This window comes from Pseudomonas sp. St290 (assembly GCF_018325805.1).
GTDB lineage: Bacteria > Pseudomonadota > Gammaproteobacteria > Pseudomonadales > Pseudomonadaceae > Aquipseudomonas > Aquipseudomonas bijieensis.
Map to the genome: position 1 here is coordinate 3,264,898 of NZ_AP014703.1, position 13,855 is coordinate 3,278,752.

11 protein-coding genes are annotated in these 13,855 nt (G+C 60.0%); 6 read left to right on the forward strand and 5 right to left on the reverse strand.

The window, feature by feature from the left end:
* Positions 1-6: 6 nt before the first annotated feature.
* The 3 genes from mexE to PBDP_RS14400 all read right to left on the reverse strand — a co-directional run bounded on the left by mexE (position 7) and on the right by PBDP_RS14400 (position 3,488).
* Positions 7-1,260 carry a multidrug efflux RND transporter periplasmic adaptor subunit MexE gene (mexE, locus tag PBDP_RS14390; protein ID WP_109755399.1) on the reverse strand — a complete coding sequence of 418 codons (1,254 nt, stop codon included), beginning with the start codon at positions 1,258-1,260 and terminating at the stop codon, positions 7-9.
* A gap of 337 nt (positions 1,261-1,597) precedes the next feature.
* Positions 1,598-2,362, reverse strand: a complete 765-nt coding sequence (locus PBDP_RS14395; protein WP_109755466.1) for a substrate-binding periplasmic protein — start codon at positions 2,360-2,362, stop codon at positions 1,598-1,600.
* A 247-nt stretch (positions 2,363-2,609) separates the two neighbouring features.
* Entirely contained in the window at positions 2,610-3,488 is an 879-nt protein-coding gene (locus PBDP_RS14400; RefSeq protein WP_109755400.1) for a LysR family transcriptional regulator, read from the reverse strand.
* A 101-nt stretch (positions 3,489-3,589) separates the two neighbouring features.
* Here PBDP_RS14400 and PBDP_RS14405 point away from each other — a divergent pair, with 101 nt between their 5' ends.
* The 4 genes from PBDP_RS14405 to PBDP_RS14420 all read left to right on the forward strand — a co-directional run bounded on the left by PBDP_RS14405 (position 3,590) and on the right by PBDP_RS14420 (position 6,996).
* A complete protein-coding gene (locus PBDP_RS14405) occupies positions 3,590-4,015 on the forward strand; it encodes a VOC family protein (RefSeq protein ID WP_109755401.1) in 426 nt (141 codons plus the stop codon).
* 100 nt (positions 4,016-4,115) lie between these two features.
* On the forward strand, positions 4,116-4,736 hold the full coding sequence (locus tag PBDP_RS14410) for a TetR/AcrR family transcriptional regulator (protein WP_109755402.1): 621 nt from the start codon (positions 4,116-4,118) through the stop codon (positions 4,734-4,736).
* Positions 4,737-4,849: 113 nt separating this feature from the next.
* The gene (locus PBDP_RS14415; protein WP_232201563.1) at positions 4,850-5,674 is read left to right on the forward strand and encodes a thioesterase family protein; all 825 of its coding nucleotides are present in this window, start codon (positions 4,850-4,852) and stop codon (positions 5,672-5,674) included.
* Positions 5,675-5,724: 50 nt separating this feature from the next.
* Positions 5,725-6,996 (forward strand): OmpP1/FadL family transporter, encoded by a 1,272-nt coding sequence (locus tag PBDP_RS14420; RefSeq protein WP_212802432.1) that lies wholly within the window; start codon positions 5,725-5,727, stop codon positions 6,994-6,996.
* A gap of 125 nt (positions 6,997-7,121) precedes the next feature.
* On the opposite strand, the gene PBDP_RS14425 is transcribed toward PBDP_RS14420, so the two are convergent.
* A complete protein-coding gene (locus tag PBDP_RS14425; protein ID WP_116834217.1) occupies positions 7,122-7,907 on the reverse strand; it encodes an SDR family NAD(P)-dependent oxidoreductase in 786 nt (261 codons plus the stop codon).
* Positions 7,908-7,951: 44 nt separating this feature from the next.
* Positions 7,952-9,412 carry an efflux transporter outer membrane subunit gene (locus tag PBDP_RS14430; protein ID WP_212802433.1) on the reverse strand — a complete coding sequence of 487 codons (1,461 nt, stop codon included), beginning with the start codon at positions 9,410-9,412 and terminating at the stop codon, positions 7,952-7,954.
* A gap of 207 nt (positions 9,413-9,619) precedes the next feature.
* On the opposite strand from PBDP_RS14430, the gene PBDP_RS14435 reads away from it, so the two are divergent.
* Together PBDP_RS14435 and PBDP_RS14440 are read left to right on the forward strand one after the other, a co-directional pair.
* The gene (locus tag PBDP_RS14435) at positions 9,620-10,729 is read left to right on the forward strand and encodes an efflux RND transporter periplasmic adaptor subunit (RefSeq protein WP_212802434.1); all 1,110 of its coding nucleotides are present in this window, start codon (positions 9,620-9,622) and stop codon (positions 10,727-10,729) included.
* The gene (locus PBDP_RS14440; protein WP_109755406.1) at positions 10,726-13,806 is read left to right on the forward strand and encodes an efflux RND transporter permease subunit; all 3,081 of its coding nucleotides are present in this window, start codon (positions 10,726-10,728) and stop codon (positions 13,804-13,806) included. The genes PBDP_RS14435 and PBDP_RS14440 overlap by 4 nt, the downstream gene beginning before the upstream one ends.
* Positions 13,807-13,855: the final 49 nt, after the last annotated feature.

The following is a 13,855-nucleotide window of genomic DNA, read 5'->3' on the forward strand; positions in this document are numbered from 1 at the left end:
AGTCCCTTAACCGCGTGGGGTCGCAGCGGCCAGTTTGCCTGCCGCCCCTGACGCGTCCTTGGATGGCGCGACTTGGGGCAGGTTGCTGGCTTCTAGCGCTTTACGTTGTTGTGCGAGGGCGGCAATGGTTTCGTCGCTGGCCATCGGCACGGTTTCAGGTGTGACCGGCGAACCTGGACGAGCCCGCTGCAGGCCCTTGACGATGATGGTGTCGTCCTTGCTCAGGCCGTTACGCACGATGCGCAGGCCTTCGATCTTCGGCCCCAGCTCGACGGCGCGGTAGGCCGGCTTGTTCTCGGCGTCCATCACCAGCACGAATTTCTTGCCCAGGTCGGTGCCCACGGCTTCGTCGTTGATCAGCACGGCGGAATAAGTGCCGCTGCCCACCAGCTTCAGTCGGGCATACAGGCCAGGGGTGTAGGTGCCGTCCTTGTTGTCGAACACGGCCCGGCCACGGATCGTACCGGTCTGCGGGTTGACCTGGTTGTCGACGAAATTCATCTGGCCCAGGTGTGGATTGCCGTCCTCGTTGGACAGGCCCATGTAGACCGGCGTGGCCTGGCCGCGCTGGCCTTGGCGGGCGAGTTGGGTGTACTTGAGGAAGACACGTTCGTCGGCGTCGAAGTAGGCGTAGACCTTGTCGGTGGAGACCACGCTGGTCAGCGCGGTGACGTCGGCGGTCACCAGGTTGCCTGCGGTGATTTCTGCCCGGCTGACGCGACCAGTGATGGGCGAGGTGACACGGGTGAAGCTCAGGTTCAGCTTGGCCAGGTCCAGTTGTGCCTGGATCGCCGCAGCGGCAGCGCGGGCTTCCTGGGCGGCGCTGGTGCGCGAGTCTGCCAGCTCGGCGGAAATGGCATTGCTCAGACGCAGGCGTTCGCCACGCTGGGCTTCGTTCTCGCTGCGGGTGGCGGTGGCACGGGCTTGGGCCAGTTGGGCTTCGAGACGACGTACTTCAGCCTGGAAGGGGCGCGGGTCGATCTGGAACAGCAGGTCGCCTTTCTTGACCAGCGCGCCCTCGGTGAAGGCCACTTCGTCGATCTGTCCGGATACCCGCGGACGGATTTCGACGGTTTCCGGCGCTTCAAGGCGTCCGGTGAATTCATCCCATTCGTTGACTGGCTGTTCCAGTACCTTGGCCACACTGACTTTGGCTGGCGGCATGGAAGCTGCCGTGTCGGGAGTCTTGCCGCAGGCGCTCATCACCAGTACCGCCAGCAGCGCGAGAGGAAAACGCAGTTTTGAAAGTGAATGTTCCATGGATAGCATCCGCCAATGTATTGAGAATGGGCGGATGATGCGTGGAGCAAGGCAGAGGAACGAATCGAATGAAGCAAAGGTAACTATCATTCAGAATGATATAAGCCATCGACAAGGCCTCTAGTCCGGCGATGTGTGCCACTATTTGGAAGCCGAGGAACCGTGGCGAGGGCGCTTGTTCCCGCCGGGCTGCCTGGCAGCCCCTGTTTATGAGCTCCTGGCGCCCAATCGGGAGCAAGCTCCCTTGCCGCAATGACTCACGCAAACCTTGAACACACTGCACCGTTTCAGGGCGAGCTTGGGTTCTTTGCTATCAAATGTATTGATGGGTCGCGGCCTATTGCGGCAAATAGAGGTCATGGATTTGCTTGAGCGTCCCATCCGCCCGAAGCGCTTCAACCGCTTCGCGTAAATCCTCGACCATTTTGGGCGCGCATTGTTTCGAGCAGGCCAGGTAAAGATCGGCGCTGCTGCCGACCCGACTCATGAGCAGTTTGCGTTTAGACACCTTCGGCCAGATGTATCGACTCTCGGGCACGCCGTTGAACCAGGCATCGATGCGCCCCATCAAGAGCAGCTGGGCGGGGTTGTCGCCAATGGCCAGCGGATAGATCTGCTCATCGCTGAAACCTTCGGTGCGCAGGATATCTTCCTGCGCACTGCCCAGGCCGACGCCGATCTTGCGGTAGGTTTCTTTCGCTTGGGCGAAGCTGTTCACCCGCCGCTCAAGGCTGAAAAAAGCTCGTTCCATGGGCATGATCGAGGCGATCCAGGTAAAACGATCCTCACGAGTGGGTATGCGCGAGAGGGGTGTGATCAAGTGGTCGTGTTCTTCGCTGACGTGTTTCTGAGCCCTGGCCCAGGGCAGCACATGGATTTTTACGGTGTACCCGGCCTTGGTCATGGCCGCGACGGCGACATCACCAACGATTCCGTGCCCCCTGGGGTCATTGACGAACGTCAGCGGCGGCGCGTCGAGGATGTGCAGTTCTATCTCCAGGGGTTCACCGCGCGCGTTGTGTGCAACCAACAGCGGCAGTAATAGACAAAGCCTGGATAGTGTTCTGGTGGGGGCATTCAAAGCGCGTTTGCTCAGGCTCATGATCGGTACTTCAGGCATTGGAAGGGGGGGTACGCCATTCAAAGGATGCTTGGCGCGCAAACAGCGTCTTGCAGGCCGACGTCTTATGTGACGCAGCGCACTTGAAGCGGGGCGCCGCGGTCGTTTTATCAGGACACGCCAGTATGTTGTCTTGGCCTGGCTGCGTGTACTTGAAGGTATAGATCATCCGCTCGACAAAAACCTTGAGCCCTGCGCATTGGTTTTTGTCTGGGTCGATGCAGGGGATTCATACCGGGTTGGCCTGGGCTTGCTCCGCGATCAGTTGCACCAGTCTTCCTGCGGGTTCGTTGAGACTTTGTCGAGCCCGGTGGACGAGGCCGATCTCACGGTGGAAGGTGTGCTCTGCGAGGTCGAGGGCGCGTACACCCTGCGGCCATTTATGGTGAGTCGCGGTTTGCGGCACCAGGGCCACGCCAACGCCGTTTCCAACCAGCTTGATAATCGCCTCCAATTCATCCAGCTCGCAGACTTCATGCAAGGTGAAGTGCATTTTGCGCAGGAAGCGGTCCACCTGCCGGCCACCGAACGATGCACGGTCATAGCGAATGAAGGGTTGACCGCCAAGCAGTTCGGCCCAGTCCTCCCCGGGTAGTGCGCTTGGTACGATCAGTCGATAGGGCTCCAGTGCCAGGGGCCTCCAGCGCAGATCGCTTTGCAGCGAGAAAGGCGGGCGGATGATGGCGGCCATGTCGATTTCCCCGGCATCCACCAGGTTGAGCAACTCCATCGATACGCCAGGCAGCACGCGCGTGCGGCATTGCGGGCATTGCTGGTGAAACCTGGCGAGCGCGTCTGGCAGGTAGGAGCGCTGCACCGACGCGATAGCGCCGATGTTCACCAGGACGCTAGGTGCAAGCCCGGCAGTGCTTGTGCCGAGATTGTCGTAGAGACGCAGCAACTCTTGCGCTTGCAGGAGTACTTGATGGCCCATCCGATTAAGGTGGGCCGAGCGGCCCTTGCGGTCGAAGATCTCGAAGCCGAGTTCGGCCTCCAGGCGCTGGATCTGCGCGCTGACCGCGGCCTGTGTGAGGCCGATTTTATTGCCTGCGGCAGCGAAAGTACCTTCCCGCGCTACGGCAATAAGGGTCTTGAGTTCTTTTATCATTCATAAATATTAATTGTGTTATTGAGAGAAATATATTGTTTTTCTTGTTTTTAGCCCGGCCTTACGATGGTCCGGTCCTTATAAAAGCAACAGGAGCCATGATGAGCCTTTCTCCCTTCCACCTCGCAATCCCTGTCTACGACCTTCCAGGCGCTCGGGCCTTTTATGGCGAAGTGTTTGGGCTACAAGAGGGCCGCTCCAGTGCCCATTGGGTCGACTTCAACTTCTATGGCCACCAGTTGGTGATTCATGAACAGCCAAAGACCGCTTCTCAAGAGAGCGTCCACAGCAACCCGGTAGATGGGCATGACGTGCCGGTCCCTCACTTCGGCATCGTTTTGGGATGGCAGGAGTGGGAGGCGTTGGCCGAGCGGCTGAAATCCTTTGGCACCGAGTTCGTGATCGAGCCCTACATACGTTTCAAGGGGCAGGTGGGGGAGCAGGCCACGATGTTTCTGTTCGATCCTTGCGGTAATGCGCTGGAGTTCAAGGCGTTCAAGGATATGAGCCAGCTTTTCGCCAAATAGCAGGCGCAGGGGGGCAATTTCTGGGGAATGGGCAAAATGTGACGAAATCACGACCTGGTCACAAGTTGTCAACCGACTTCAGGATGCGTAAGCTGCCCCCATGAACCAGTCATCCCTACCTTCGCCCAGCACCCGAGGCCCGGCCGATCACGACATCCGAGACCAGATCGTCGCGGCGGCCAATGAGCATTTCAGTCAATACGGCTACGGCAAGACCACAGTCTCTGACTTGGCCAAGGCCATCGGGTTTTCCAAGGCATACATCTATAAGTTTTTCGACTCCAAGCAGGCGATTGGCGAAGCTATTTGTACTCGCTGCCTGGCCGAAATCGTTGCAGCTGTGGAGCAGGCCATCAACGAAGAAGGACTCTCGTCGACGGAGCGTTTTCGACGCCTGGTCAAAACCCTGGTTACCACGGGCGTGAACCTGTTCTTCAATGATCGCAAGCTCTACGACATTGCTGCGTTCTCTGCCTCGGAGCACTGGCCCAGTTCACGGGGTTACGACGCCCGGATCAAAGGCTTCGTATTGCAAGTCGTACGCGAGGGGCGAGAACTCGGTGAGTTTGAACGCAAGACGCCACTGGACGAGACAGTAGACGCGATCCACTTGGCGCTTCGGCCTTTCGTCAACCCTTTGCTGCTGCAGTACAGCCTTGACGTCATCGAAGAGGCTCCCACGCTCACCGCCAACCTCATCTTGCGTAGCCTCATGCCGTGACCTTGGGCTGACGATTCCAAGCAACGCATTCCAATCGATTTCAGTGCTCGGTCATGATGGGCTGACAAAGGTAATTGTTTATCTTGATTGTGACTATTGACACAAATGGTCACATGAATAAGATATGGCGTATTGCTCTTAGTCCTGAGAACGTCGACATGACGAGCTTCGCCCAATTGCTGCAGCAATTCGATCCGGATGCGCCATTTGTGTCTCCACCCAACTGGCAGCAGGGCCGTACGATCTTTGGCGGGTTGTCCGCTGCGCTGTCTCTGCAAGCGGTTTTGCTTGAGCGTCCGACAGGTTTTCCTCCATTCAAGTCCGCCCAGGTGTCGTTCATAGGCCCGGTCACGCAGGCCCAGACATTCGATGTCAGCGTGTTGCGTCAAGGACGATCCGTCACCTCCGTATCGGTCGACTGCTTGTCGGGCGACGACCTGGCGTTGCGCACGACCCTACTATTCGCACAGCCGCGGGCGAGTTGTATTGCCCATGATGCCTGGGGCCGTCCGCTTGTAGAGGGGCCGTCCCGGTACGCGCCATTGAAGCTGGACAGAAAGATCGCGCCGGCCTGCGCCTATAACTTTGAGATGCGCCCTGCGGGCGGTTCTCTGCCGGTATCCGGCGCTGATAATCCGGAATTACTGATGTGGGTACGCCACCTGGATGCTCGGGGCGTAGATCCGGCGGTCGCCTTGATTGCATTGGCTGACAGCTTGCCGCCAGCGGCCATGACCTGCTTCACCGAACCCGCTGCCATCAGTTCTGCGTCCTGGATGATTGACCTGCCGCAGCCGGCCGTCGCCAGTGAGTGGTTCCTGATCAATTCCTTTAGCCAGCAAGCGCTGGAAGGCTATTCGCTCCAGGACATGGAAATCTGGGACGAAAGCGGCCGGCGTGTGCTTTGGGCACGCCAGACCGTGGCGATCTTCACGTAATACAAAACCACTGCTCCCATTACCCGCGCTACGTTTCCAGAGTTCTAATAATGAAAAAAATATTGCTCAAGACCCCGGTGGGTCTCTGCTTTGTGTTCGCAACTTCCCATGTATTTGCCAGCGGCTTCGCGCTCAATGAACAAAGCATCAGTGGGATGGGCTCGGGATTTGCCGGTCGTTCTTCTTCCGCCGAAGATGCGAGCACGGTCTTCGGTAATCCGGCGGGGATGTCTCGCTTGAAGAAGGAGCAGTTCAGCCTGGGAGCGGCGACGCTGTTCGCGAAATCCGACATAAGCCAGACCCGCAGCACCTTCGGCGGTCAAGACGGCGATGACATGGTGCCAACGACCACGGTGCCGATGGGTTATTACGTCAAACCCGTTGATGAGCACTGGGCGTTCGGCGTTGGTTTTTATGTGCCGTTCGGTTTGATTACCGATTACGGCAGCGATTTTGCCGGGCGTTATTACGCAAATAAGAGCGAGGTCAAGACACTCACGTTTCAGCCTACGATCAGCTACGCCTTCAACGACATCGTGTCGATCGGGTTCGGCCCCACGATTAACCGTATCAGCGGTGAGATATCAGGCATGGTGCCCAATCCACTCAGCCCTGGCCGCAATGACGCAAAGCTCAAGAGCACCGGCGACGACACGGCCCTGGGTTTCAATGCTGGCGTCCTGGTGCAGGCTACAGATCGAACCCGCTTGGGGCTGACGTACCATTCCAAGGTCAGCTATCACCTGGATGCCAAGACCAAAGTCAGCGACGGCATCTTCAGCCTGGTAGGGGTTAGTGGGCGCAGCTATGACGCTTCGCTGGATGTGGATACCCCGGAGGCGGTGGACTTCTCGGTGACTCACCAGCTCAACACGGACTGGACGCTTTACCTGGGCAGCACCTGGACGCGTTGGAGTCGCTTCAAGGAGCTGACCATCGAAAACTCGGGGTTGCCGCCGTTGTTGAGCGGCCAGTTGGGTACCATCAGTGAAGAGCAGAATTGGCATGACACGTGGGCCCACGCTATCGGTACGGCGTATCGGTTGAATAATCAGTGGGTGCTGCGTGCAGGCTTTTCGGTTGACCAATCGCCTGCCAACAATACCAACCGCGGACCACGTATTCCTACCGGCGACCGGAAGGTGCTCAGCTTCGGGGTCGGCTGGACGCCAGTGGAAGATGTCACGATCGACGTCGCTTATTCCTATCTCTGGGAGGAGAGCGTATCGGTCAACGATGCGTCGGCGACCCGCGGCGCCTACAGCTCCAAGTACAAAAACAGTGCGAGTGGGTTTGGCACTTCACTCAGCTATCGCTTCTGATTGAGTGCTGCTCTAAAAGCCGGGAGCGCATGCTACCCGGCGTTTGGTGTGGGCGAGTCGACTGTGACGAAGATATTGATGATGGTGATTGCGTAGAGTGTTGCAAGGGCTGCTGCATGGCCTGCTCAGACACCCATGATGCGTGCCATAAGACCCTGGTGAAACCGGCGAGGTGTGGCCCAGGTCAGGACGGTAACAGCCTTGTTGCCAAAGCCTGGTACGACACTCATGCGTCCGGCTTGCAATGCACGGATTCCCGCTGCCACAACGGGCTGGGGCTGCATCATGACCATTTTCAAGGCTGGCGTGAGCGTTTGCCTGGCGCTTTCTGCAAACCCGGTGTCCGACATCCCAGGGCAAAGCGCGGTCACGACGATGCCGTCGTTTTTGAGTTCACGATGAAGCGCATCCGAGAAACGAAGTACATAGGCCTTCGCTGCAGAATAAACAGCGAAACTCTTCACACCCTGAAAGGACAACAGGCTTGCGACCATCAGGATGTGTCCACGTTTGCGGGCCCGCATGTCTACCGCGAAGAGTCGTGTAAGGGCTGTCAGACTGGCGATATCCAAATCAATCATGGCCAGGGCCTGGTCCAGGGGCTGATCCAGGAAAGGTCCCTGCAAGCCATGCCCCGCATTGTTAATGAGCACATCGATCACGATATCGCGCTCGCGCAGCCGCTGGTGCAGTTCGATGACTGCCGGGATCGAGGAAAGGTCTACTTGCTCGACAATGACATCAACGCCGAAACGTTCGCGCAATTGCGCTGATAGCGATTCGAGCTTTTCCAGCCTGCGTGCTACCAGGACGAGAGATTTCCCTTGGGCGGCGTATTGCCGGGCAAACTCCTCGCCAAATCCGCTTGAAGCACCTGTGATGAGCACCCAGGAGTTATCGTTCGGTTTCATCTCGCTGATCTCGGGTTGTTGAGTTGAAAGAAAAGGGGCGTCAGTCATCTGGCAGCCACCGGCAGGGCGTCAGGTGGCTGCCAGCCACCTCCGAGCGCCCGGAATGCCGCGACCGCCGCCCGTGCTGATTCGGTTCGTGCTTGCGCTCGGGAGTCGGACGCTTGCAGCAGTGTCTCGTCGGCATTCAAGACATCGATCAGGCTGGCCGTACCTTTCTGATAGGCAATGAACGACGATTGCCGAGCTTGGGTCAACGAAGCTTCGCCCTGGCTGAGGGTGGTGGCCTGGGCTTCTCGATTGACCAGCGCGGAAAACGCGTTCTCGACGTCCTCGGTGGCGCGCAGCGCGGACTGGCGGTAAGCGGCGAGTGCTTCGGCTTCCTGCCCCTTGGTTTGATCGATCTGAGCGTTGATGCGGCCAAAGTCGAACAGCCTCCAACGCAATCCCAATACGCCGGCTGCCTGACTGGCGTCGCCACTGAACAAGTTGCCGGCGGAAACCGCCGTGGCGCTGCCAAGCAAGGCGCTGAGAGAGAATTTTGGATAGTACTCGGCGATGGCTTCGCCGATGCGCGCGTTGGAGGCTGCGAGGCGGCGCTCTGCCACGATGAGGTCTGGCCGGCGGCGCAGCAGATCGGCCGGCGTGCCCATGGCGGTTATCTGTGGTGCCGCAGGGATGTTCCCGACAGTTGCCAGTTGCTGGCGATGGGTGCCTGGCGGTGTGCCGAGCATGACATCCAATGCGTTCATCGCGGCATCCAGACCGGTTTGCAGCACTGGCACTGTTGCCTGGACTTGCGCCAGCGCCCCCTCGGTCTGGTGCACCTGATAGCTGGCGGCGAGGCCCTTGCTGTAAAGCAATCGGACTTTTTCCAACAGGTCTTGTTGGGTTTTGACTTGTCGGTTGGCGATGTCCAGCCGGGTCTGCAGCCCGCGAAGAGTGATGTAGATATCAGCGGTCTGTGCGGCGACAGCCAGTCGTGTGGCGGCGGCGCCTGCCTCGCCAGCCTGGTACTCGGCCAGTGCCGCCTCGCGCCCGCGGCGCAGACCGCCAAAGAGGTCCACCTCCCAGTTGGCGTTGAGGTTGACCTCGTAGGAACTTCCATACCGATCATACCCAGGCGTCGAGTTCAACACCTGGCCGAGTGGGGTTTGCACTGACTGATAGGCGCGCGCGGCTTGACCGTTGATGGTTGCCGAGGGCAACAACGCGGCATTGGCTGCCCCCAGGCCCGCCCGTGCTTGCGCGACTCGCGCCGCCGCCTGAGCCAGGTCCAGGTTCTGTTCAAGTGCCTTGGCGATGAACTCGGTCAATACCGGATCACCAAAGCCTTCCCACCAGGCTACAAGGTTGGTTCGCGTTGCGCTGGGCCTCTGTTCGACAGACGACTGACCCAGGAAACGGTGCGAAAGCGCAGCGTCCGGACGATGGTAGTCCGGACCGACCGCGCAGCCTGCCATCAAGCTGGCGCTCACCAAAAGGGTAAGGGGGAGGAGAGGCGACATGGGATACCTGGAGAAGGGTGGTTTGTGACCATATTATATTATGGTCACTTCCTGTCAATTGCGGCTCAGCCACATAGTTCTTGGCTGGCAAAGAACGTCAGGGAGGGTTTTTAGCGGCTAAGCCGTTAGCGATATGTGACCATTGACAGTATTGGTCACGAGATTGAGAATGAGGCTCCTGTCCTCATTGCTCAAGTAAGGGAACCTATGCTCCGGCTTCGACCTGTCACCTTTGCCGTCTGCTTGTTGCCTCTCGTCCTGACGGCGTGTGGTGACCCATCCACCGCTAAAGATCCGCGTACGCTTGCCCCCTTGGTGCGGGTCTCTGAAGTCCAGGGTTCGTCCGATCTCTCGCGATCTTTTACCGGTATCGTTGCGGCCAGGGTCCAGAGTGACCTGGGCTTTCGGGTCTCGGGCAAGGTGCTTGAGCGCCTGGTCGATAGCGGGCAAGCCGTCAAGCGAGGACAGCCGTTGATGCGCCTGGACCCCATCGACCTCGGGTTGCAGGCGCGCGCCCAGCAAGAGGCGGTCGCTGCCGCGCGAGCCCGGGCCAAGCAGACCGCCGACGACGAGGCGCGCTACCGCGATCTGGTCGCCGCGGGTGCTATTTCCGCATCGGGCTACGACCAGATAAAGGCTGCTGCCGATACCGCCAAGGCACAACTGAGCGCCGCGCAAGCCCAGGCGGACGTCGCCCATAACGCCTCTGGTTATGCCGTGCTGCTCGCGGATGCCGATGGCGTTGTGATGGAAACGCTTGCCGAGCCCGGGCAAGTCGTCAGCCCCGGACAAACCGTGGTCCGACTGGCGCGGGCAGGGCAGCGCGAAGCCGTTGTGCAATTGCCCGAGACCTTGCGTCCTGCCGCAGGCGCCACCGCACAAGCGACCCTTTATGGCGTTACCACGGGAGCGGTCACCGCGAGGCTGAGACTGCTCTCGGATTCGGCCGACCGCGTGACGCGTACCTTCGAGGCGCGGTACGTGCTGGAGGGGCCGCTGGCCAATGCGCCGCTGGGGTCGACGGTCACGCTGCGCATTTTCGAAGACAGCGCGCAACGGCAGGCGCTGCAAGTGCCGATCGCTGCGGTTTTCGACTCGGGCAAAGGCACTGGCGTGTGGGTCATAAACGGCGAACCGGCGAAAGTCACCTGGCGACCTGTGCAAGTCCTGGGTTTGAGCGATGACGCCGCGCGCGTCGCCGGCCAGCTCAATGTTGGCGAGCGTATTGTCGGACTCGGTGCCCATCTGCTGCATGAGGGTGAGGAAGTGCGACTGGCTCAGCCGGGTGACGTGAAGGTTGCCGGGGGCCGTCCATGAGCCTCAACCTGTCCGCACTCGCGGTTCGCGAGCGCTCTATTACCGTGTTCCTGATCTTTCTGATTGCCGTCGCGGGAACCTTGGCGTTCTTCCAGTTGGGGCGTGCCGAGGATCCGCCGTTTACGGTCAAGCAGTTGACCGTCATCACCGCATGGCCGGGTGCGACTGCCCAGGAGATGCAGGACCAGGTCGCCGAGCCGCTTGAAAAGCGCCTGCAGGAATTGAAGTGGTACGACCGCACGGAAACCTACACCCGTCCCGGCCTGGCCTTCACCATGGTGTCACTGGTCGATCGCACGCCACCTTCGCAAGTGCAGGAGGAGTTCTATCAGGCGCGCAAAAAGCTCCAGGACGAAGCGCTCAAATTGCCGGCGGGCGTTATCGGGCCAATGGTCAATGATGAGTTTTCCGATGTGACGTTCGCACTGTTCGCCCTGAAAGCCAAAGGCGAGCCACAGCGGCTGTTGGTGCGCGATGCCGAAGCGCTGCGCCAGCGCCTGTTGCATGTGGCGGGAGTGAAAAAGGTCAACATCATCGGTGAGCAGGCCGAGCGCATCTTTGTTTCCTTCTCCCATGACCGGCTGGCCACCTTGGGCGTCTCGCCCCAGGACATCTTCGCCGCGCTGAACAGCCAGAACGTGCTCACGCCCGCCGGCTCCATCGAAACCAACGGGCCACAGGTGTTCCTCCGGGTGGACGGCGCCTTCGATAAACTGGCGAAAATCCGTGACACCCCCCTTGCGATCCAAGGACGCACGCTCAAGCTCTCGGACGTCGCGACCGTCGAGCGCGGATATGAAGATCCGGCCACTTTCCTGGTGCGCAATAACGGCGAAGAAGCACTGTTGTTGGGCGTCGTGATGCGCGAAGGCTGGAACGGCCTGGACCTGGGCAAGGCCCTGGACGCGGAGACGGCCAGGATCAATGACGCCATGCCCTTGGGCATGACGCTCACCAAGGTCACCGACCAGTCCGTGAACATCGACTCGGCCGTCGGCGAATTCATGGTCAAGTTCTTTGTCGCGCTGCTGGTGGTGATGATCGTCTGCTTTCTCAGCATGGGGTGGCGTGTCGGAGTCGTGGTCGCGGCGGCCGTGCCGTTGACGCTGGCCGTGGTGTTCGTGGTCATGGCGGCCACGGGAAAGAACTTTGACCGCATCACTCTCGGCTCGCTGATCCTGGCGCTCGGGTTGTTGGTGGACGACGCTATCATCGCGATTGAAATGATGGTGGTAAAAATGGAGGAGGGCTACGACCGGATCAAGGCCTCCGCGTATGCCTGGAGCCATACAGCCGCACCGATGCTGTCCGGTACGCTGGTGACGGCTATCGGATTCATGCCTAACGGCTTCGCCCAGTCGACCGCCGGTGAGTACACCAGCAACATGTTCTGGATCGTCGGCATTGCCCTGATCGCTTCCTGGGTGGTGGCCGTGGCGTTCACCCCTTACCTGGGGGTGAAGCTGTTGCCGGATATCAAACAGGTCGAAGGCGGCCACGCGGCCATCTACAACACCCGTCACTACAATCGTTTTCGCCGGGTCCTGACCCGCATCATCGCCCGCAAATGGTGGGTGGCCGGCAGCGTGATCGTGACGTTCGTCGTGGCGATTCTCGGTATGAGCCTGGTCAAGAAACAGTTCTTCCCGACCTCCGACCGCCCGGAGGTGCTGATCGAAGTGCAAATGCCCTATGGAACCTCCATCGAGCAGACCAGTGCCACCACCGCCAAGGTCGAGGCCTGGTTGCAGAAGCAGGATGAGGCAAAAATCGTCACGGCCTACATCGGCCAGGGCGCGCCACGCTTCTACCTGGCGATGGCACCGGAGCTACCCGATCCTTCGTTCGCCAAGATCGTGGTGTTGACCGACAGTCAGGAGGCGCGCGAGACCCTCAAGTTCCGTCTGCGCGAGGCGGCGGCCGAGGGGCTTGCCCCAGAGGCGCGTATCCGGGTGACTCAACTGGTGTTCGGTCCGTATTCGCCATTTCCCGTAGCCTACCGGGTGATGGGCCCTGATCCGTCGAAATTGCGTGAGATCGCCGGCCAGGTCCGGGATGTCATGCAGGCGAGCCCGCTGATGCGGACCGTCAATACCGACTGGGGGCCGCTGACGCCGACGTTGCATTTCACCCTGGACCAGGATCGCTTGCAGGCGGTAGGGCTGACGTCGAATGCTGTCGCGCAGCAATTGCAGTTCCTGCTTGCAGGAGTACCGATCACGGCGGTTCGCGAGGACATCCGTTCGGTGCAGGTGGTCGGCCGTGCTGCCGGTGATATTCGCCTCGATCCGGCCAGGATAGAAGGGTTTACCCTGGTCGGCGCGGCGGGCCAGCGCATTCCGCTGTCCCAGGTGGGTGAGGTCGATGTGCGCATGGAGGATCCGATTCTTCGGCGTCGTGATCGCACCCCGACCATCACCGTACGCGGCGACATTGCCGAAGGTTTGCAGCCACCGGACGTCTCGAATGCAATCCTGAAGGCGCTGCAGCCGGTCATCGACACCCTGCCGAGCGGCTACCGGATCGAGCAGGCCGGCGCCATCGAGGAATCGGGCAAGGCCGGTAAGGCGATCGTGCCTCTGGTGCCGATCATGGTGGCCCTGACGCTGTTGATCATCATCGTGCAGGTGCGTTCGATCTCGGCCATGATCATGGTGTTCCTCACCGCCCCGCTGGGCCTGATTGGCGTAGTGCCGACCCTGCTGATCTTCCAGCAGCCATTCGGGATCAACGCCCTGGTCGGCCTGATCGCACTCTCGGGCATCCTGATGCGCAACACGCTGATCCTGATCGGGCAGATCCATCACAACGCCCAGGAAGGGCTGGATCCGTTTCACGCGGTCATCGAGGCCACGGTGCAACGGGCCCGGCCGGTCTTGCTGACGGCGCTGGCGGCCATCCTGGCTTTCATTCCCCTGACGCATTCGGTGTTCTGGGGCACGCTGGCCTACACGCTGATCGGCGGCACGTTCGTCGGCACCATCATGACGCTGGTGTTTCTACCGGCGATGTATTCCATCTGGTTCAAGATCCGTCCTGACCATTCAGCACACACGCAAACGGCACCGCAGGCGTAAGCCGGCGTGTTCGTTATTTTGTGGACATTGACTGAGACATGAAGAGGTT

Coding starts and splice junctions, on each gene's coding strand:
- mexE (WP_109755399.1), bottom strand. CDS start 1,260: ATGGAACATTCACTTTCAAAACTGCGTTTTCCTCTCGCGCTGCTGGCG.
- PBDP_RS14395 (WP_109755466.1), bottom strand. CDS start 2,362: ATGAGCCTGAGCAAACGCGCTTTGAATGCCCCCACCAGAACACTATCC.
- PBDP_RS14400 (WP_109755400.1), bottom strand. CDS start 3,488: ATGATAAAAGAACTCAAGACCCTTATTGCCGTAGCGCGGGAAGGTACT.
- PBDP_RS14405 (WP_109755401.1), top strand. CDS start 3,590: ATGAGCCTTTCTCCCTTCCACCTCGCAATCCCTGTCTACGACCTTCCA.
- PBDP_RS14410 (WP_109755402.1), top strand. CDS start 4,116: ATGAACCAGTCATCCCTACCTTCGCCCAGCACCCGAGGCCCGGCCGAT.
- PBDP_RS14415 (WP_232201563.1), top strand. CDS start 4,850: ATGAATAAGATATGGCGTATTGCTCTTAGTCCTGAGAACGTCGACATG.
- PBDP_RS14420 (WP_212802432.1), top strand. CDS start 5,725: ATGAAAAAAATATTGCTCAAGACCCCGGTGGGTCTCTGCTTTGTGTTC.
- PBDP_RS14425 (WP_116834217.1), bottom strand. CDS start 7,907: ATGAAACCGAACGATAACTCCTGGGTGCTCATCACAGGTGCTTCAAGC.
- PBDP_RS14430 (WP_212802433.1), bottom strand. CDS start 9,412: ATGTCGCCTCTCCTCCCCCTTACCCTTTTGGTGAGCGCCAGCTTGATG.
- PBDP_RS14435 (WP_212802434.1), top strand. CDS start 9,620: ATGCTCCGGCTTCGACCTGTCACCTTTGCCGTCTGCTTGTTGCCTCTC.
- PBDP_RS14440 (WP_109755406.1), top strand. CDS start 10,726: ATGAGCCTCAACCTGTCCGCACTCGCGGTTCGCGAGCGCTCTATTACC.